Annotated in this window: 18 protein-coding genes and 1 tRNA gene; 13 read left to right on the forward strand and 6 right to left on the reverse strand. The window is 40.5% G+C overall.

The genetic code is table 11. The annotated features are described in order from the left end of the window. The first annotated feature begins 218 nt into the window (after positions 1-218). Complete coding sequence (locus F6K64_RS19225; RefSeq protein ID WP_008190297.1) at positions 219-542, forward strand: antibiotic biosynthesis monooxygenase; 324 nt, start codon at positions 219-221, stop codon at positions 540-542. 219 nt (positions 543-761) lie between these two features. Here F6K64_RS19225 and F6K64_RS19230 read toward each other — a convergent pair. Then, positions 762-832: transfer RNA gene (locus tag F6K64_RS19230), tRNA-Gly, on the reverse strand. A 286-nt stretch (positions 833-1118) separates the two neighbouring features. Here F6K64_RS19230 and F6K64_RS19235 point away from each other — a divergent pair. After that, positions 1119-1277, forward strand: coding sequence for a hypothetical protein (locus F6K64_RS19235; RefSeq protein ID WP_287266028.1), 159 nt, complete (start codon positions 1119-1121; stop codon positions 1275-1277). Here the strand turns inward: F6K64_RS19235 and F6K64_RS19240 are convergent. Continuing rightward, positions 1267-2124, reverse strand: a complete 858-nt coding sequence (locus tag F6K64_RS19240) for a hypothetical protein (protein WP_131826881.1) — start codon at positions 2122-2124, stop codon at positions 1267-1269. The genes F6K64_RS19235 and F6K64_RS19240 overlap by 11 nt on opposite strands. 137 nt (positions 2125-2261) lie before the next feature. Between F6K64_RS19240 and F6K64_RS19245 the strand changes: the two genes are divergently transcribed. After that, positions 2262-2519: a hypothetical protein gene (locus F6K64_RS19245; RefSeq protein ID WP_287263229.1), complete on the forward strand. Its 258-nt coding sequence runs from the start codon at positions 2262-2264 to the stop codon at positions 2517-2519. A 201-nt stretch (positions 2520-2720) separates the two neighbouring features. Here the strand turns inward: F6K64_RS19245 and F6K64_RS19250 are convergent, their stop codons facing one another. The 4 genes from F6K64_RS19250 to F6K64_RS19265 all read right to left on the reverse strand — a co-directional run bounded on the left by F6K64_RS19250 (position 2721) and on the right by F6K64_RS19265 (position 5987). After that, positions 2721-3509 carry an ABC transporter permease gene (locus F6K64_RS19250; RefSeq protein ID WP_287253939.1) on the reverse strand — a complete coding sequence of 263 codons (789 nt, stop codon included), beginning with the start codon at positions 3507-3509 and terminating at the stop codon, positions 2721-2723. 253 nt (positions 3510-3762) lie between these two features. Then, on the reverse strand, positions 3763-4764 hold the full coding sequence (locus F6K64_RS19255) for an ABC transporter ATP-binding protein (protein WP_008190292.1): 1002 nt from the start codon (positions 4762-4764) through the stop codon (positions 3763-3765). A gap of 217 nt (positions 4765-4981) precedes the next feature. Continuing rightward, positions 4982-5221, reverse strand: coding sequence for a hypothetical protein (locus tag F6K64_RS19260; RefSeq protein WP_165691821.1), 240 nt, complete (start codon positions 5219-5221; stop codon positions 4982-4984). Positions 5222-5732: 511 nt separating this feature from the next. Next, positions 5733-5987, reverse strand: a complete 255-nt coding sequence (locus F6K64_RS19265; protein WP_008190286.1) for a hypothetical protein — start codon at positions 5985-5987, stop codon at positions 5733-5735. Between the two features lie 1155 nt (positions 5988-7142). On the opposite strand from F6K64_RS19265, the gene F6K64_RS19270 reads away from it, so the two are divergent. The 10 genes from F6K64_RS19270 (at position 7143) to F6K64_RS19315 (ending at position 20972) form a co-directional block, all read left to right on the forward strand. Then, positions 7143-7298, forward strand: a complete 156-nt coding sequence (locus F6K64_RS19270; RefSeq protein WP_161603207.1) for a hypothetical protein — start codon at positions 7143-7145, stop codon at positions 7296-7298. A 288-nt stretch (positions 7299-7586) separates the two neighbouring features. Beyond that, positions 7587-9350, forward strand: coding sequence for a carotenoid oxygenase family protein (locus tag F6K64_RS19275; RefSeq protein WP_008190283.1), 1764 nt, complete (start codon positions 7587-7589; stop codon positions 9348-9350). A gap of 391 nt (positions 9351-9741) precedes the next feature. After that, entirely contained in the window at positions 9742-10002 is a 261-nt protein-coding gene (locus tag F6K64_RS19280; RefSeq protein ID WP_008190281.1) for a hypothetical protein, read from the forward strand. A gap of 34 nt (positions 10003-10036) precedes the next feature. Beyond that, a complete protein-coding gene (locus F6K64_RS19285; protein WP_287266029.1) occupies positions 10037-10183 on the forward strand; it encodes a hypothetical protein in 147 nt (48 codons plus the stop codon). A 1324-nt stretch (positions 10184-11507) separates the two neighbouring features. Then, a complete protein-coding gene (locus tag F6K64_RS19290; RefSeq protein ID WP_071102748.1) occupies positions 11508-12134 on the forward strand; it encodes a VWA domain-containing protein in 627 nt (208 codons plus the stop codon). 124 nt (positions 12135-12258) lie between these two features. Further along, complete coding sequence (locus F6K64_RS19295; protein ID WP_287266031.1) at positions 12259-14856, forward strand: P-loop NTPase family protein; 2598 nt, start codon at positions 12259-12261, stop codon at positions 14854-14856. Continuing rightward, complete coding sequence (locus F6K64_RS19300) at positions 14814-18320, forward strand: acetate and sugar kinases/Hsc70/actin family protein (RefSeq protein ID WP_287266033.1); 3507 nt, start codon at positions 14814-14816, stop codon at positions 18318-18320. The genes F6K64_RS19295 and F6K64_RS19300 overlap by 43 nt, the downstream gene beginning before the upstream one ends. Beyond that, positions 18289-19479, forward strand: a complete 1191-nt coding sequence (locus tag F6K64_RS19305) for a hypothetical protein (RefSeq protein WP_008190269.1) — start codon at positions 18289-18291, stop codon at positions 19477-19479. The genes F6K64_RS19300 and F6K64_RS19305 overlap by 32 nt, the downstream gene beginning before the upstream one ends. 506 nt (positions 19480-19985) lie before the next feature. After that, positions 19986-20216: a hypothetical protein gene (locus F6K64_RS19310; RefSeq protein ID WP_137985269.1), complete on the forward strand. Its 231-nt coding sequence runs from the start codon at positions 19986-19988 to the stop codon at positions 20214-20216. A 63-nt stretch (positions 20217-20279) separates the two neighbouring features. Continuing rightward, positions 20280-20972 (forward strand): Uma2 family endonuclease, encoded by a 693-nt coding sequence (locus F6K64_RS19315; RefSeq protein ID WP_071102743.1) that lies wholly within the window; start codon positions 20280-20282, stop codon positions 20970-20972. Positions 20973-21067: the final 95 nt, after the last annotated feature.

Here is a 21067-nt window from a genome sequence, read left to right on the forward strand (position 1 = left end):
AAAACATTTTGGTTGAAATCAGTATTAATGATTAGACAACTTTGGCCACCCTACTGTCAAGGTGGTAGGTGGTAGGGTGGGCAAAAGCATTTTGGTTGAAATCAGTATTAATGATTAGACAACTTTGCCCACCCTACTAACTCTATTGGTATCTGTGCAGCTCAACCATTAGTTGTTATGATTGGGAACTAACCCAAAAAATCCCAAGGGAGGGAAAGTTGACCGAATTTCTAGATTTTCTTAAGCACAAATATGCTTATGTTGCCATTGGTGAATTCAAGCCAGGCAAATTTCAAGAAGCTCAGGATCTTTACGAGAAAGCTGTATCTACCTATATCCAAGGGTTCAAAGGCGCTTACCTACTGCAAGAACCGGGAACCGATAGAGGCATTGCTGTGATCTTTTGGGAAAGCATAGCAGACATGGAAGATCATCAAAGTGAAGCCTATGAGGCAATCTTAAACCAAATGTCTCACTTGTTTACCAAAGCTCCCACCACATCGTTCTACGAAGTTTGCAGTGAAATCCAGCCTCCCAATTAGCTGGAGAATTGAGAATTGAGAATTGAGAATGAAGAATTTAGAATGAAGAATTTAGAATGAAGAATTTAGAATTTAGATCGCATTAGCCGTAGGGTGCGTTAGGGGCGGAAAGCCTCTGATTTTTTGCCTCGTTGCCAGGGTTGACATAGCCAGCCCCGTAACGCACCACCTGTCCAGTGCGATCGCATTCAACAAAATATATACAAATAATATCTCAAGAGCGGATGGGGGGAATCGAACCCCCATCATCAGCTTGGAAGGCTGAGGTTTTACCACTAAACTACATCCGCACTGTTTCCAGCACTTCTAGCATCATAACATAAGAAAATCAAAGTGCCACATTTTTTAGCTTCCGGCAAAAGAAGCCCCACAACGAACATGCGCAGCATGAGTGTGGGATGAATTTTGCACAGAGTCTTTCACTTTAGACCAATCGATGTGTTATACTGGAAATACTGACTTTCAAAGCCGAAAATGCTGGGAAGTTGGTCAAACATTATTAAACAAAAGACCAAGAAAACAGAGCGGCAGGGCAGTCCGTTCTTAAAGCCCAGCGCCTCCTAAGCAATAGCTGGATTGGCGCTTGTTGCCCACACTGAACTCAAAGAGTCAGTGTGGGAGCTGTCACATCAAAAATCTGAACTCTTGCCTCTTGCCTTCCCCTCCTGGGAGGGGTTAGGGGTGGGTTCCTCTTGCCTGTTCCCGACAACTGCCACGAAGTCTACTAATGACTAATGGTCAGTTGGAAGCGATAAGCTTGCACAACTGCCTGACCTGCCATGTAAGTGGGGGCAAACAGCCAATCGCGAATCACTTGCTGTGCCAGTTGCTGAGCCTGCTCAATACTAATATTGCCTTGCCGCACTTGAATATAGTCCGGTAGCAGTTCCGGTTTACCATTTGCATAAATTAACACCACCACCTTCAACACTAACTCTTCCGATAAATCAATACCTGTCAAATTCAGCTCCTGAGCGGAAAATTCCGTTTGGTTAGCTGGTAGCGGTAGAGCCAATTGGTCTGGAATATCGTGATTCGGATTAGTCAGACCAAAGTTACTCATCTTAGCCAGAAAGCTATCTTTTGATGCCGACTCTTCCGGGATGCTGGAAGCCGGTGGCTGAATCGGTGGTGGCAGAGGTAAGGGTGAAGGTAGGGGGGTTTGGATTACTGGAATAGGCTTAACAGGAGTGATCGGAGTTGTTGGTTCAGGTGCGGGTACAGGTATAGTTAATTGATAATCTGTTGGCAGTGTTAGGTCTTTAACTGGTAAGCTTTCCTCTGTTGGTGTTGGATCTAAGTCAGGCTCAGTGCTATCAATGGTAGAGTTAGAGAGAGTTTGGTGATTAAGATTCCCCTCTGACCTAGGACTGGTGAGAGCTAAATCAGTGCTTTGATGGATTAGAGCTGTTGATCGGTCTTCTGGTGATGTCTCTTGCTCAGCTATGTCTTCCGGAATGATATCAATCAGATCTATGGCAATCAAATCCTGACTGGGTTGCGAACTCTCGAAGCGCCCCATCAAGAGCATATACAGTATCCACAAGAAGCATAGATGAATGACAATAGATGCCAAAACCATTGCCAACCATAGCATTGGCCGGTGGCAGTGAGGTGGTTCAGGTAAATTAGGGGGATTATTTGGGGGCAAATGTTTTGGCGTTGCTGATTATGCGTATGGTTTTGCCCCCCTAGCCCCCCAATTCTGCGGTGCGACCCGTGGCGAATTTAATTCGCCGACGGAAAGCGCACCGGTGGGGGAACAAAACTATGAAGCGATGCAGCGCGGTCTTGGGGAGGCAGCGCGGTCTTGGGGGTTCCCCCCACTCGCTATTGCCGTGGTTTCCCCCACTCGCTATTGCATCAAGACAAGTCCCCCAGAATTGGGGGACCCACGGGGGCTTTAAGACAACCAAATTATCGCACATTCATTCCTTAATTCAGCAACGCCAATGTTTTAGGGTCATTCCTAGCTAGAGCGTTGATTGAGAAATGCAATATAAGCATCAGCTATCAGCTATCAGCTATCAGCTTTGGGCCTGTGGCCACGCTACACCGAACAGTTTATGCCCATAGCGCACGCTACTGTTCGCGCAGCGTGCGCGTAGCGCAATCGGTGCTTTTAGCTGAGGGCTGAGGGCTGAGGGCTGACCGCTGACGGCTGAATGCAAGATAAGATCAAGCTCCCATCCCAGAGTAATGCTTTAACCCCTTACGCCATAACCAGCGGTTGACTAGGAAAAATACCAAACTCCAACCTAGAATTATCAAGATTCCCCCCACCACATTCACTGGTAAACCAATAAATAGTGCTGCTGGGAAGTGCATCAAATAAGGGAAGGGTGTCCACTGGGCAATTTGCCGTACCAAAGGAGGAAAGACTTCCAACGGAGCAATTAACCCAGAAAGAAATAAGTAGAGCAAAAATGATAATTCTTCAATAGCACTAGCTCGTTCTGTCCAAAAGGCGAACATGGCAAAGGTATACTGCATCAAAAAGCGTAGGGCAAAGCTCATTGCTACCACCAGGCAACCGAGTAACAAATTGCCAAGATTCGGTAGCCAAGCTGCTTGGGGATACAGCAGAAAAAACAAACCGATTAGCCCTAGGTTAAACGGCATACGGATAAATCGTTCTGCTAAGTGAGCGGCTACGTGATGCCACACTGGATCAATTGGCTGTAGTAATCGTGGGGAAAGTTTCCCTTGCAACACTTGTTCTTGAAATTCAAAAATAACCCATACCAAGTTGAACTGGCGGATAAAAAACACTGAGATAAAGTAACGGGCAAATTCTGTAGAATTCAGACCAAATTCTGCTTCTTGGGATGCCTTGATCCAAATCCCCATTAGAATCAGAGGTAACAGATTCGACAGTACCCAAAAAAATATTTCTGCCCGATATTCCATCATATGGGCGTAATAAACACTCAGGAAGGTTTTAACGATTCTTAGGACGCGCTTCATTTATTTTAGATAGTAGGGAGTAGGGAGTAGGGAATCGGGAATCGGGAATCGGGAATCGGGAACTTCCAATCAAAAAAATCTAAATTTTACAGTCTAAATTATTAATTATTAAGGCTGCATTATTAAGGCTACATTATTAATTTTTAATTCTTAATTCTGCCTTCTAAATTCTTAATTTTTAATTCTTAATTTTTAATTCTTAATTCTGCCTTATGACCGACAACCTTTAACCAGCTAACCTTTGCAGCAAAGTTCACTCTACTACTCCTGCCTGGAAAACACGACCAATAACTTCTTCAATGGGAGGGTCAGTTACGCTTAAATCTATCACCTCCAGCTCAGCGAGAATCCGAGCCACAGTCTCGGTAAGCACTTCCCGACGCACTAGGAAACGCACGTGGTGACCATCTATTTCTTTGAGTTCACCATAGCGCTGTAAAGACATTTCCTGGCCATTCTTTACCTCAGGTAAGGGCTGGGCAAGTTCTACCGTGATCTCACGATAGGGAGCAAAGCGGTCAAGTAATCCGTCTAGAGAGCCATCATAAATCAGCCGACCTTCATGGATTAGTAGCACCCGTTGGCAAAGAGCAGTGATATCGGCCATGTAGTGACTGGTTAAGAGTATTGTTGCTCCTGTGCGTTGGTTGTACTCCCGCAAGAAATCCCGCACCGCCAGTTGAGCATTGACATCTAATCCTAAGGTAGGTTCATCTAAAAATAGAACTTGGGGTTGGTGTAGCAGTGCTGCTAGTAGTTCCGCTTTCATGCGCTCTCCTAGGGAGAGTTTTCTTACTGGCTGAGTGAGTTTCCCTTCTAGGGAGAGCATCTCAGTAAGTTCCCCAACTCGATACTTATAGTCAGTATCAGAAATACCATAGACAGCGGCATTGATTCTCAAGGAATCTAGGGCTGGTAAGTCCCAAAGCAACTGTTGCTTCTGCCCCATAACTAGGGTAATTTTTTTCAAAAAGCCTGGTTGACGTCGTTTGGGAATGTAATCCACAACTCTGACTCGACCCTTAGACGGATGAATCAGTCCAGTGAGCATCTTGAGAGTAGTGGTTTTGCCAGCACCATTAGGCCCTAAGAATCCGACCACTTCTCCAAAGCCAATTTCAAAGGAAACGTCTTGGACAGCTTTGACTGAACGGTAGGTACGGCGGAAGAAATGGTTTAAGGTACCTTTTAGTCCTGGTTGTTTGATTGCTACTGGGTAGATTTTGCTGAGGTTTTCGACAATAACAATAGACATGAAGGACACAGGGAGTAGGGAGTAGGGAGTAGGGAGTAGGGAGTAGGGAGTAGGGAGTAGGGTTAAGGTTGTCGAATTTTTCTTGTTACATCATCTGCTAAGCAGATGATGTAAACCTGCATGGTCTTTTTTGATTGGAGAATAAAACTGAGGCTCTCTTGCCTCTTGCCTCTTGCCTGTTGCCTTTGAGAGTATCTTCACAACCCAGACACAAAAGCTATATCTTATCAAAGATACCCAGCTTGAGATGATGTCGGGGATGATTGGCTTCAGCTTCTGCCATGGCAGCTTCCCCTTGGCTAATCGCTTCTGGGCCTACCGACTCATCTCCAGCTAATTCTTGAGCTAATTCTTGCAAACGCGATCGCAAGCAGAACATTGCCGCACTCAGATGCCGTGAATTATTTTCCTGCCATTCACCCATGCTTGACCTATGCTCACCTTCACCAGAATACATTCCACACTATCCACACCAGCTTCCACAGTCAAGACCAGTAAGCTATCAGCGGTCAGCGGTCAGCGGTCAGCGGTCAGCCTAATGCAGACGTAACTCATATTAAAAAAATGGTTACCTGTTTGATTCAAAAGCACCTCAAGTAGCACCATCTGTAGCGCATTAGCTGAATCCTGATAACTGATAACTGAAAGCTGAAAGCTGAAAGCTGAAAGCTGAAAGCTGATACCTGATAGCTGATACGCGACGCGCTGATAGCTTACCAGTCAAGACCAAAAAAAATAGCCGTGGAAAATACTTCCACGACTACAAACGTAAACCAATTCAAGGCAATGACTACAAACGTAAAGCAATTTAAGGCGATGTAGCATCTACTGATTAATTCTAGTTTACGAGGAATTTAGGCTAAACCCCTCTGTGGCTCTGACCCCTCATAACAAGGCATAGTACAAAACCAATAAACTAGTCTTAACTGTCGCACCTGGGGGGAAGACCCCCCAGCTACGTTATAAGTTTAATCTAGAATCAGATTGCGCTGCAAAATACAAATGTATTCCCCAGGATTGTAGGTCCGTTGGAGTGGACTCCACTCGCTGACTGTGGCATAGCCCAGAGTCTGCAAATTCCTGATTGTGATATAAATCGCCCGCTTAGAACCAGTCAAGGTATGTTTAATTGGTTCTTGGTAGGGATAAAACCCATGAGAAGCTGGGAGAATTATTTCACTAGATTGATTCGGAAAAGGTGAAACAATGAAATTGGTGTACATCGCCTTAAAATTAGGACGTTAGTGTTCATTAATTATTTAAACATAAAAATAAACTTTGTGCAAATTCTTACATATATTTTAATATAATTGTAAGCATTCAGCCTTCAGCATTTAGCATTTAGCATTCAGCATTCAGCATTCAGCATTCAGCATTCAGCATTCAGCATTCAGCATTCAGCATTCAGCATTCAGCATTCAATAGGCCAACGGCTGACGGCTGACGGCACCTCAAGTAGCGTGGCCAAAGGCCAACGGCTGACGGCTGAATGCTTACATATAATTTAATCATTAATTTTGTTAAATGCTAATTTGAGGTAACATAGAATCGGGAATCGGGAATCGGGAATCGGGAATCGGGAATCGGGATTTTCGGTAAGGGAAAAAACGGTAATTATTTTTGATAACTAAGTCTACAGTTATAGCTAAGTTTGACAGAGATAGTTGACAGAGTTAGTATAAGTAAGGATAGCAAAAGTGCTGAGATTAGGGTCAGCAAATAATTAAAATTAGATAATTTTGGATAGTTATATCTAGTATTTATTGATTACCGTTTTTTTGACATAACCCAAAATCCCTCTATAGTTGATTAACTCTTGCCTCTTGCCTTTCCCTACTCCCTACTCCCTACTCCCTACTCCCTTGATGAACATTACCATTAAAATCCCAGAGCTAAGCATAGAAGGAATGTAAGTATTCAGCCGTGAGCTTTTAGCTCACGCTATGCGAACAGCTGTCAGCTGTCAGCCGTCAGCTTAAAATAAACCTCTTTTGTAAACTTCTTTTGGTATAATTTAAGGTAAGCATATGCGCTACGCGCACGCTACTTGAGGTGCCGTCAGCTGTCAGCCGTCAGCTTAAGATCAACCTCAAACGGGAGAATTTAATAGTTCGAGATTTTGTAAGCATATGCGCGTAGCCGATAAGCTGAAAGCTGACAGCTGAAAGCTGATAGCTGACGGCTGAATGCTTACGAAGGAATTGACCTGAATCGACTAGAACGGGTACGCTTACAAGCAGCGGTGGAAGCATAATTATCCCGTTTGCTTAAGGTGAAGGGACTACCTCTAAATTGGCAAGATAGTACCAAGATTCCCACTGTACCAGTGAATTTAAACTTAACTAAAACCCACAATCCTACAGATATGGGTAAGGAAATTGCTCAGGCTATTTATAGAGGTATGGCGCAATGACAAATCTAGGAGTAAGTCGGACAAATCAGCTAAAACAGAGGAAGATATTACCTCTTTTCTCGACCACTTTCTGGCAGTTGTCCGACAATACAGTATCATCATTGCCTTGAAAAAAACCTAGTCTAAACCCTGCTATAAACTAGTTTTGGCGGACAGTTACACCGAGACTAGTGTTCAGTGTAAGACCCATTACACCCTTCGCGACTGATGGGTCTTACCCCAATTATTTTTATAAATTTTTATTAAGAAAATTCCGATTATTACACTTAAGAGACTAGTTTACTCTTTAATAAAATAAGATATGAAAATCCTAAGCATCCAGCCGTTAATCCCTCAACCTAAAAAACTGAGTGATAGCTGACTGCTGAAAGCTTACGGCTTACTAAAATTATTGACTAAGTAAAAAAAGATGGTAGCCCAATCAAGTTCTACATCCAAGGTCAATGTCAAAAACTTTAGCCGCTCAACACTGGGAGAGTTTGATGCCCCAGTAATTGAGGGGAGTTGGCCAGAAAATTTATCCGGTTATGTTTTTATTGTTGCTCCTTATCACCGAGAGAAAGAGCGTCATCTATTTGCCGGTGAAGGGGTAATTATTAAATGGGATCTCAAGAGTGATAATGGCAAAATCAAGGTTTACAGTAAAAGACTAAAAACCTGGGATAGTGTTTGGCATAAGATCCTCCCCATATACAATTTATCAAAAGGATTTTTTCCCGCAGTCATCAGTCCGTTAGGGGTGTCAGAAATTGCTAACACAGCCATTGTCAATATGAACGGCAGGCTGATATTGACGGCGGATGCAGGACGTTATTGGGAAGTCGATCCAGTCACCCTTGATACTATAACCCCAATCGGGTATTTTGACGAACATGTGGTTTCTGTTCCCCTATCATTCTTCCCAATGGTAGCCAATACAGCCCACCCATTAGTTGACCCTAAAACCAAACAACTGATTACTTGTGAGTTAAAATCTAAACCCAATCCAGGGGATTTATTCACTGATATGATCAGTGCTGTTTATATTACAACCTGGGATGGGGAAGGAACCTTAAAACACTGGGAATTAGAAGGAACAGTTCTGGAGGGGAGTCCTCATTCAGCGATAGTAACTGAAAAATGTATTATGATTCCAGATATGCCATTCCAAATGGGATTGGCAATGCTATTAGGAGTCAAGATTCCGCCTCTGAAAGCTTATCCAAAAACACAGATTTATATCGTTGATCGTGATGAACTCAAACCAGACCAGGAAACTGTTCCATCCCGTTTAGTCACGTTTGATGGGGATAGCTATCACTTCTTATGTAACTATCATCATATCGATGGCAATATCCATTTAGTTGGGATCCAGCAAGCAACAATTAGCCTCACTGAAGCCTTGCGACCGGATGATGTGAAACACTTTAGTGGTGAGAAGTATGATAAAGACTATTATGGTATCCCTTGGATGTTTGGTTTCGATCCTGGCGTTTTGCGCAAAGTGGTGATCCAAGATACTCAAGTGATTAGTGAAGAAACCTTTGTCCATCCAGGATGGTTTACCACAACCCTCTTCACTGCTGATCCACGAGAATTCTTGGCGGAAAAGGGATACTCTGCTCTCTATCAAGTTTATGCTGGATATTACCAACAGTTTATCTGTCGTCGTCAATATCTTAGTTTTCGGGATAGTAAAAACAGAGTTCTAAGGGATGATCAACTTCCTCAACAGGACTTACCTTCAGTTCTCGCTAAAATTCCTCTAGACACGAATTGGCAAGAACTGACTGAGCAGATCAAACAAGAACAGGAACAAAACCCTGACACCCATGTGTGTGATTTAGGCAAGGGATTGCTTGATTTTTATGTGTATCCTGTAGGAAGTATTTTAAATAGTATTCAATTCATTCCCCAAAACCAAGGGTATCTTTTAACTACTGTGTTGACCCCAGATAGCTTGGAGGCTTGGCTATTTACTGCTGATAATATCAGCAATGGACCAATTGCTAAAATTCGTCTCCCAGACAAGGTAACTTTTGGCTTCAGCTTACATTCAGACTATTTTGAGGAGGTGACTCCTGCTCCACGTACCTACAAAGTGAATAGACTAGAATCCGATTTACGGAGTATAATGGTAGTTCCTTGGGAATTTTTATTCAACCAACGCAAGGATATTTTTAAGAGAAAGTAATATAGTAAAGGGAATAGGGAGTAGGGAGTCGGCAGTCGGGAGGTAAGCTATCAGCGCGTCGCGTATCAGCTATCAGCTTATGGGTTAAGTCCCAGCGTCGAAGCCTGTGCCACGCTACTTTAAATGCTTTTGAATAAAACAGGTAAGCTTTGGCCTATGGCCACGCTACGCGAAACTTTAATCTGAGTTACGGAAGGCTGATGGCTGAATGCTGAATGCTTACATATCCTGCTCCCTATTCCCTACTCCCTACTCCCTACTCCCTGCTCCCTTGCTATATTGACTTTGACCATTGACAATTAACAATTAACAATTAACAATTGATGAGTTAGCTCAATAATAAGTATTCAAACAGACTTGAGAACAGCAGTTTATTAACCACAAGGATTTCATGGCTACATCTCCCCTTTCCCCTCGTTGGTTGAGAGGAGCAATAGTCGCTCTAGACCCTGCTAACCCCCTAGCTAGTGTGATTCTTTTCCAGTACAATCCCGAGACGATGACGCGATCGCTTACGCCCCGGACAGCAGGAGCGGATTTGTCTGCACAGGGTAAATCTGACCTAGACACTACTGAAGCGAAACGAATCAGTGGTCCTCCGAAAGAGAGCATTAGTCTAAAAATGGCCCTTAGAAAAGCAGGGACTGATTGAGATCACTCCTGGAGAGGATCGGCGGACACGATTGGTGGCACTAACGGCAAAAGGCCAGGAAAACCTGACCGAAGCTATTCCCCTCTGGGAACAAGCTCAAACAGAGGTGATTGAGAAGCTGGGTGTCGGTCCGTGGCACAATCTATTGGAGCGCTTGACTGAAACGGTTTCCATCGCATAATTGGCAACAGACTCCTGATCACAAGCCCCTCTTTTTTATTTATTTAAATAAGTGTATATACATTTAAGCGTCAGCATTCAGCTGTCAGCTTTCAGCTCTCAGCCTAATGCTTCAAATAAATCTCATTTGGGAGAATTTAATAGTTCGATATTTTACAGAATTGAAAGTCTGGGGAAAAGCCCTTGGCCTATGGCCATGCTACTGTTCGCGCAGCGTGCGCGTAGCGCAATCGGTGCTTTTGAATAAAATAAGCCGTTCGCGAACGGCTGACGGCTGACGGCTGACGGCTGAATGCTTACCAAAAACCTACCTTTATGAGGTTCCCTCTTGCCCCTCTTTTTATCATTAATTAATAGAGGCATATTCCCGATTGGGTAATTGACAAATGGTTTCCAAAGTCTTATTTGTATTAGTATAGCATAATCTGATCATTGGTAACACATTCACTAAAATAATTATCACAAACGTTGAATAAATATAAAAAAAGATTAATTAATTTTTTATAAATTTTAAATTTTATTAATTATAGTAAAAATCTTAAGAAAGTATAAATTCCACCATTTAATATTAAGTATATTTATATACTAAAAAATTTAAGTAAAATCACTGAGATTTCACCCTAAGGATCAGCTACTAATAATCCCCCTTACTTGGTGCAGCTACCGGGGCACTTTTCCTAGGCATAATAAAGATTTTACCCTGCTTTCGGTAGGTTTGATTTGTCTAGTGTCAGGCAGATATCCGTGGGAAAATCCCTAGCCCTATTTCCTAAATATATGTATTTTTTATTACTTTATTAGTACGGCGGAATAATTTCTACCGTTTGTTAAAACTAAATATGTATTCTTGGAGTTGATAAAAAGAGTTGATAAAAACCTCAAAAGACTCCAAGCAACCACTCAATAACTCAGTTTGTACAGGAGAATGAACAGGAAATTGATCAAAAATTGGAAAACCTTAGAAACCGCTGTTTGTCAGTGCTACTAGGGCAATTATTCCGGAAGCGAAGGGCCTGTGATCAGTTAGTTTGACAGAAGAGGTATTGTAGAGGTATTGTAAAGTATCGGGAGCAAGCCGAGATACCGTGGAGGGATTTGCCGGAGAGATTTGGAGATTTCCGTTAAGAGCTATTTGGAATTTTATTCATAACTACAATAAATGTTTGTCGGGTAGATTATGCCATCACTACATGTTTATCAATACCCTGACTATATAAGTCGGTTATATAGAAGCGATCTAGGATTTTTGATCTGCTACATTAATTCATATAATGCTATCAAAGCTTGAATTGTTTTTTAGCAACATTTTCAGAGTAATCAGAATTATGTATGTCCCAGAAGAATTAAAAGACCGTGATTACACCATCATTATTGATAAAAGTGGCAGTATGACCATTAAGGACGAGAAAAGGGGGACAAAAACTAGATGGGAGGTTATGGAAGAAACTACAGAGGCTTATGCTAGATATTGTGAAGAAATCGACCCCGATGGGATTACTGTTTATGTATTTTCGAGTAGATTTAAGCGATACGATAATGTTACGACAAATAAGGTAGAACAAATCTTTAAAGAAACATATCCTATGGGTGGAACATACCTTGATGAGGTTTTGCGGGATGCTCTCGAGAATTATTTCCAACGTAAAGCAAACGGTAGTGCTAAACCAAATGGGGAAATTTTCTTAGTATTTACAGATGGAGCACCTGATGATAAGCCTCCAGTAATTGATGTACTTGTGAACGCAACTCGTCGAATCGATAAGGATTCGGAAATTGGTATTTCTTTTATTCAAGTTGGTTCAGATCCCCAAGCAGCACAATTTCTACAAGAATTGGACAAATCTTTAGAAGAAAAGGGAGCAAGAACTGGTATTTGTGACACTCTAACTTTAGGAGATTTAGAAGAAATACCTCCACCAGAAGTACTCTTGAGAGCTATTAATATAGGATAAGAAGCGAAAAAAATCTGTTTTTTTTATGAACAATATTATTTGAAAAAAATGTGATCAGTTTCCTTTAGATACGCTTACGGAAATTTAAACAAAGTCATAATTAGTGGTCTCATCTTAAATTATCATGTCAAAGGTTGAACAACTGCGTGATTTTAATAATTTCGCTGAATCTATACTTAATAAACTTGAGGAATATGACTCTGTTATTCAGACTCAATCCCTTCAGCAGGATAGTATTTTAACTGAAATTAGCAATCAAGTTGAAATTGTCCGAAAGCAAGCCGAAGAAGTAGTTAAATCTTCTTCTTCACCAGTTAAAATTGCTGTTATGGGAGAATTCAAAGCTACAAAAACTACGGTCTTAGGTAGTTTACTTGGTTATGCAGGAATGTTACCAGACAGTCGAGTGGCAGCTACTGGGAATGTGACTCATCTCAATATCGTTCAGGTAAAAGGCTCGCAACCAACTGAATTTAAGTTTAGCGTTAAATATTTTAATCAGAACGAAATTGATCAATGTCTTGACTTTATAGTTGAGGAGTTGGTTGTACAGGCTGAAGCACAATTACCTAGTACGCAAATCGCTAGTTTAAAAAACTTTACTTCCAAAGATCCTGATGTTTGGCAAAACATTATCAAATGGTACGATGAAGTAAAAAATTATGACAAAACTCCTGGATTAGAAAACGCAATTCAAGAACTAGTAGTGTTTGTTGAATCTTATCTACGTTATGGAAATAATTTATGCGGTCAATCCTTGCCTATTGATAATTCTACTCATGCTTACGCAGGTCTTCAGCTACCTAATGACCCCCGTTCGATCTTAGATATTAAGAAGTTTGAACAGTTTCCTCCAGAAGACGAGGAGCAGTTTCCTAAGTTTTTGCAAGCCACCTTTCCTCTAATCGGACGAATAAATGTTGAAGTCAAAGTGTCAGATAAAATTTGGGATCTTTCATCTCTTCAAGAAGCAAACAAGTTAGTTTTACTAGACTTGCCTGGATTAGGGGCTGATAAATCTGAGCTTCGAGATCGATTTGTAAATGTCCATGAAATGGAAAATGTACAGACGATTTTACTATTGACCTATGGTCCTCGTCCAGGAAGTACAACAAACAATGAAATCATCGATCTGCTCCGAAAGCAAAGAAAAAACCAAAATCTCGATGATTTTATCCTTGTAGGTGTGGGGCGATTTGATGATTTGCCTGGGGCAGAAGTTGGTATTGACAAGCTTCTTAGTAACACAGAGCAACTAACAGAGCAGAAAATTTTCGATGAAATACCAGCTTTGCGTAAGGTTATTGAAAATTCCCGTAAATTGACGAAAGGGAATGATGAGCAAAGAATCGTTTTTATGTCAGCATTTGCTGCTCTTGAGTATTTGATAAAAAACCTAGACAGCACCATTAAAATTGCGACACCAACTGTACTAGAAAACCTCAATATATTTCAGAAGCATTTTCCTGATCTAAACGAAAAATGGCAGCAGTTAAGCGAAAGGTTAAAAAAATCTGAACCTGATAGTATTTTAGTAACTTGGCTAGATGCTTTCACAAAAGATGGTGGTCTTTCTAGACTACGGTATCTGCTTGAAAATCACGTGGCAACTCATGGTCTTGAACAATTATATAAAGATGTCAACGTTAAAGTACAAACTTTGGTTAAGGAACAACAAAATTTAGCACAGAAAGTTAATAATCCTTCACTGGCTAAATTGCTGGCTTCTGAGAATCCCAAATTACGAATCCTGCGCCAAGCACTCCGAGAATTAGCAGATAGCTATCAAGCGTTAAAAACCCATTTAGAAAAAAATCCATTGGAATTGGGAGTAGGAATAGATGAAACAAGAAGCAAAATTTCCCTTCGAAAAGAGGTTGAAGAAAAAGTCAATTCTGAAATCTCTCGCTGGAGTGAATGGAGAACCCTATTTCTCAAAATTGAAAACGGAATCGTCAATTTGCAACCTAACAGTAGAGGGGAATTTTCTTCTCGAAGAACAACTCGAAGAACAAAGAGAGAACGAAAACCTTTTACTAGAAGCGATGAATTTTACGATCGTTTTAAGGACGCTTGCGATAACATAGAGAAATTTACTCAGGAGCGTGTTGACCAGTCTATCAAAGACTGGTTAGATGAATTATCAAATAACCTAATTTCCTTAAAGGATAATCAAAGGACAATCAATATCAAAAAAATACGGTATGAAATTGAAAATTGTGTTGTGAAAAAAGAAGAAATACAAGAATATATACAAGAGTTACTTGATGATTTAGCATCTCCGAGCGAATGGGAATCAGAGCTACTCGAAATAGTCAAAGAAAATAGTTTTATAACTATAGACCCAGAAACTTTATTTCCTTTACCCCGTGAAGACAAAAACAGTAATGAACCTGCTTTGATATTCGGGTGGTCTCCAGACCATAAACAAGCTAATCAAAGAATACCACTCTACGAAAACCATCTAACTTTTATACTGGGACTTCGAGATACAATGATTTTTAGCGTTAGTGATAGCTTTATTCAACTTTTAAGCAAAACAAATCAAACAGTCAATAAGGAACTCCAAACATCATTTTTAGAAGATGCTATTGGAAGATTGGAAGAAGATTTCTTAGCAGATAGAACGTTGCTAAAACAAATGGTAGGTGAAGAGCCAACTGAAAAAACCACACCAGATTGGTTATTAATTCTACAGGAGCTAGTAAATATTCCTCTTTAAACTTTGCCAAAGATGTTGATATGCCTGTTGGAATTAAGATTGTAAATAAATTTCTGTTGAACCAAAACCAAATTAAAACAGTAAACAATACTAAGTGGTTAAAGCTTCCTGTAATAGACCTGATTCATGAGCACGACGATCCAGCTAATCTTATAAGGATTGATCATATCAACTGTACTATAACAGGAAATCCTCTAGAACTTAGAGATAAAATTCAACAGGCTTACAATAATTCTTTTAAGAATTATCCAATACCATTTTATCTGGATTCGCTATTACGTTTTTCTCCATACTGCAAACTCGATAGATCTCTGCCCATTTCTGCCAATTATTTTTTAGGATTTAAAATAGATTATATCGAGCAAAATAGCAACGTAAGTGAATCGCACACAAAGTCTCAAACCTGTAATTTATTTTACAAAAAAACAAGTAAGGGGGAAAAAATGCTCTCACATGGTGGATGGATTGCTATCGATTTTGGTACTTCAAATTCTACTGTTACTTTTTACGATCCTAGAGAAGCAATAGAACCAAACGAATTATCCTTGGAACAAAAAGACCTATTATTTAAACTTTTTAACGAATGGTTAGGCTCATCTGACTCAAAATTACCAGGAGTTGGTGATGATGAATGGCAGGAATATATCGAACAAGTTGAAAATAATTTGGGAAAATCTTGGCCAGAAATTATCGACAATAAAAATAGCTCGCTCTTGTTAGAGGGAATTCGCCAACTAGAAATTTCCTTAGGTACTAGACTAGATGATCCAATCTACCCGGTAGTTAGTAAAAAACTTAACGAAATTTACCGTCAATTATTTCAGTTACCACCCTTACAAAAGGAACGTATCGTTCTGGCAAAAATAGATAAAAATCTACCCCAAGATACACAAATTACTAGCGAACTGGAACTGGTTGGTGTAAATGGATTCTTGGAAGTGGAAATGGGGGAAATAGCTAGAAATAATCGATTGGCAGCGATGTCCCAAGAGACTACTGATGAAAACCAGGAAGATGAAAACCAGGAAACATTTTGGCGAAAAATAGAAAGTAAGTTTCATCATTCTCCGAAGCGTTACCTTAATAAAACCATAAAAAAAGGAGAAGAAGATAAAATCAAGATATATTGGGAAGGAGAAGAGAAAAATATTGAATATAGTGAGCTAATTCAAGCAGCAATGAAATGTCTGATTGAATTAACAGAAAATTTTAAAGATAAACCGGAAAACAAACAACGTTATGATAGCGGTAAATTTTACAGAGTAATAGTTACTTATCCGACGGTATCTAAGCCAGAAAATCGTCGTAAACTGGAAGACTTAGTAAGTCAAATTCTTGAGCAAAAATTTACAGATACAGATGTCAAAGTAGACGTAAAAAAAGATTTTGATGAAGCAATCGCTGCTGCTATTTTCTATGTATGGCGAGAATTTGGTGGAAACCAAACTATCGGTATAGAAGCTTTTAAAACTCGCTGTCGTCGTAGCGGTCAAAAATGGGCTCAAAACCTAATGGTATTGGACATTGGTGGTGGAACGACAGACTTGGCTTTAATTCGTTTACTTCTGAGAAATGATAGTCCATTTGACCCAGGAGAAGATCGAGGAGCTGGTGGACGTTACTATGTTCTGACTCCAGAGTTGATGGGGTCTTCTGGACACTTATTTTTAGGGGGTGAGTTAATTACTCTACGACTCTTTCGCGTGCTTAAAGTAGCGATTGTTGACAATTTGTTAACGGCATTTACAGAAGGAAAATTAAAGGATGATAAGTTAGACCTGCTGATCAGAGGATTAGAGCCAAGATTTTTGCAACAAGATAATCACAACAAATACCGCACTCGCTCCCTATTAGAGTGCATTGACAAAGAAAACCCAGAAAACGATCCATTTTATTCAACAGTTTTAAACTATGCAGAAGAAATATTACCAACTCGATGGAAAGAGGATCGAAAAAAACTACAAGCTTTTTACACCCTTTGGCGATGGGCTGATGATGCTAAAGTTGAATTAAGCAAAAGTAGCGTTGAATATGATGAATATGAAATTCCGCCGAATCAATTAGAACAATTTATTCGCGTTCAACAAGCTATTGAGCTTGGTGAATATAATCCTGGCATCAAGCTATCTAAACAACAACTTGAAACAGCTGCTTCAAAAGTGGTTGGAGAAGCAATCAATATTGCTAAAGAATTGCTAGAAAGCCGATTGCCTAAAGACAGTTTAACTGGTAAAAAAGAACCTTTGGATTGGTTAATTTTATCTGGACAGACTTGCCATCTAGATTTAGTCAGGCGTAAAATTAATGAAATCTTTAGCAATACCAAGAACGATTTCGAGTGGAACCCAGCCAGGATTACTTTTGTACCTGACTATGCCAAATTAGCTACGTCAATCGGGGCTTGTTATGGCATGAGCCGACAGCAGTTCACTTATTCTCCGAAATCAGCGAAAGACAAGCTAAAAGAAGGTAAAAGCGAACTCTATATCGAAGTTAATAATTTACTTTACACATTGCCTTGTGCTTTCTTGAGGCAAGTTGTAGGTTCTTTAGAACCAGTTTTTCAAGCACGACAGCCATTGTATAAATTTAATCCTAATGAGGAAGCTAAAGCTCGAAGTGAATGGTTCGGTGTTTTACCAACTACGAACATTTATCGTCGAGACTTTGAAAGTCAAAGAGAAATTTTATGGGCTAAATTTAACTTTGAAGAGATTGCCAAACAAATCGGAATATTTTCCCAGAATAATAATCAATGGTATGAGGGATTCCAAGCTCAGTTTGAAGTTAACCAAACCCTAGAAATTGAAATGGTAGTTTGTCGGGGCAAACCTCATTATTTAGTAGGGGATCAGGTGGATGACAATAACTCTACCTTAACAAATATTAACCAAACAATATCGGAAGAGCTAAAAACACGAACAGAAGAGTTGGAGAAAGCAAATATACAAGAAGAAGTTCCTCAAGCTATGATTATCGATAGTGTACTTCAGTGGGATATTGCTATTGGGATCAATGAAGAATCTCCACACCTAGTTTTCAAGGCTGGGGAAAAACTTGATGATATTTTTCACAATGAAGACGAAGGAGAACAAACAACTAAAGAAACTAAAGGAGCTATCAGCAAAGATGAGAACCAGAAGCCTCGACCTCTCCCACCATTCCCCAGAAGTGGCAGACACACCTTCTATGCTTACTATCCCAGCTTAGAGAGCCCAAAACTGAAGGAAATATATCTTGGTACATTAGGATTTGAGGAAAATCAGATTAAGGATAACTGCAGATACTACATTACAATTGATGACCAAAGTAATCTGCGTATTCATGAAGGGGAAGTTCCTTATTGGATATCGGATCAACCAGAAGTTTTAAAAGAAAAAGATGGATGTGTACTTAGAGTTAAGCGTAGTCCCATAGAAGAAGAGAATAACGATGAGCAAAACCCCTTTAGTGGAGTACACTGATGGTGATGGATTGAGTCAACTGCTCAAACAGTTGTTAGTAAGAGACTCGGAGCTAGGGCGATATCTACGGCATACTCTCAAGGGACTGTATGCCTCTTTGGAATCAGCCCGTGCAGAAGCTATTTCATTAGACAATTCAGAAGAAGCTACCCTTTGTGGTCAGCTATCCGAACTACTAGATCAGCTTTTAAAAGAGAATACTTCTAACGAGGCTCTCTCTAACAAAGATACTTCCAAGAATACAAATTCGGAAAATTTAACTGATTTTAAAAATCCAGGATTAATTCTCCAAGATTTCTGTAATGACTTCTTCACAGATAAGAAACTTTACCCTTATATTGGTGATTCAAAACCTCGAAGCACTAATGACTCAGACTTATGGGACGAAATTCAAAAGCTTTTACTGCGTGTTCCAGGGTCTATGGCTCAAAAGTTGCAAAATAAAGCTCTACAGTCAGCTAAAAAAATCAAGGCAAAGGAAGATGATACGAACAACAACGAACTTCCTTTTTCAGAAAATAAACTTCTCTATCCTGGTTTAACAGGAACAGTTAAGGCTCAAGGGTTGTGTTTATCAACTGAAGCTTCCTTAGACTCAGAGATTAACGATAAAAATCTAGATGGGGATCTGAAATTTCTTGCCCAGATCGTATCTATCTGCATATATTTTATTCAAAATGACCCCTCCCTACATCATTGCCTGAAAAGTATTAAATTTTTTGGTATAACCCGTTTTAATTCCCAGCATAGAGAGGATTATATCAAAACCTTGATACTTTTTTTCAAAAAAGTCAAAGACCATGAACAAGATCCGATTAAATCCTTAAAGGCAAGGCTGGACTTAGACGAGGCGATTAACTCATTAGTATATCAGCCTTTAGCTGACCCAAATTCCTGGTGGTGTAATTTGCAGAAAGATGCAAGAAAAACCCTTGACAAAGCAGTGGAAAGAGTTAATAGTATGGAGGGTGATCAAGCAGGATGTCAATGGCTTTTAGGTGTTCGAGATGATATTATTAAATATACAGAGAACAAAGATGACGTAATCGATAAATTACAGGTTAGAGGTACTCCTGGTAAAGTCTTAGCTTGCTTGCGTGTTTACGCTTGGATTAATCAAGAAAAAATGCCTGGTCGAGTAATCTTTTACCCAAAATAGCTTATCCTTTGTCTGACCAAGGCAAGATACTCCTTGAAGTGTGGAATTCCATAACTCCTGAAAAAAACTGACCTAACCGAAAAATCCGCCCATCCCAACTCATTCTTGACCTGCTTAAATCCCAGAAGTGTTGAACGTTTTAAACGTTCAGCACTTCTGATTACACCCATGGAGCAGTCTTGATTGATCTTTACATTGACCCCGCCTATCGCTGACGAGGCTTAGGTGCAGCGTTGATTTATGCGATCGCAAACGAAATGACCTGCATAAACTGGACAGTTATGGGAGGGCTAGGCCGTGTTTTCAAAGTTTTCCGCAAGATTTAGATCCCCCCCAACCCCCCGCGCGGAAGGGGGGAGCCATTCTCAAAGTCCCCCTTTTTTAAGGGGGATTTAGGGGGATCTCCGAGTTTGAAAACACGCCCTAGTACCAGTTAGCTGAAATATAGTAAAAACAGAAAGTTTTTGAGCTATCCTTAAAAATACGATTGATCAAACAATTCTGCGATGAGTATCGGGTGCATCTCATTAAAGCTGTTTGACCCGGTGGCTGGAATGGGCATCTTGTTGTGGAACGGGCATCTTGTTGTGGAACGGGCATCTTTTGTGGAACGGGCATCTTTTGTGGAACGGGCATCTTGTTGTGGAACGGGCATCTTGCCCGTGGGAATCCTGCCCACCCCACTGATATTCATCCGAAGATTCAGCAATGCTAAAAAATGTACCTCACCCAATTGAAAACTGCTATAACTAATAACTAATAACTTTAGTACAAACCCATCAGGAAACAGTAGAAAAGTTATGAGCGCTCCCATCACTAACAGACAGAGAACTCTTCCAGTCCTAGAAAATGGAGATCTGCTGTCTCGTGGAGAATTTGAGCGGCGTTATCAAGCCATGCCCCACCTCAAAAAAGCAGAACTAATTGAAGGAATTGTTTATATAGGATCCCCCTTACGGTTTGAAGCCCACGCTGAGCCCCATGCTAATTTACTCGTTTGGTTGGGCAACTATAAAATAGCAACTCCTGGTGTAAGATTAGGTGATAACCCTACAGTGCGGCTGGATCTGGATAATGAACCCCAACCTGATGCGGTTTTACTCATTGATAGCAATTGTGGTGGCCAAAGTCGTCTGGACGATGATGGTTATATTGAGGGCGCACCAGAACTAGTGGTAGAAATTGCGGCAAGTACTGCTTCCATTGACCTGCGAGATAAAAAACGAGTCTATCGTCGCAATGGAGTAAAAGAATATCTGGTCTGGCAAGTAATTGACCAGCGTTTTGATTGGTTTTCTTGGCAAGACGGAGAATATGTTTCTCTTGTAGCTGATCAAGAAGGAATTATCCGCAGCCAAGTTTTTCCGGGATTATGGTTAGCAGTTTCGGCACTTTTGGCGGGGGATATGCTTGAGGTGATGGCAACCTGGCAAGCTGGGTTGGCGAGTTCGGAACATCAACAGTTTTTGCAGCAGTTGGCAAGTTTTTCTTAATTAATTGTGGTTATTTAGTACTTTAGCAAAGGGAGCAGGGAGCAGGGAGCAGGGAACAGGGAATAGGGAACAGGGAACATTTGAGAATAATTGAC

Source organism: Moorena sp. SIO3A2, from assembly GCF_010672265.1.
Taxonomy (GTDB): Bacteria; Cyanobacteriota; Cyanobacteriia; order Cyanobacteriales; family Coleofasciculaceae; genus Moorena; species Moorena producens.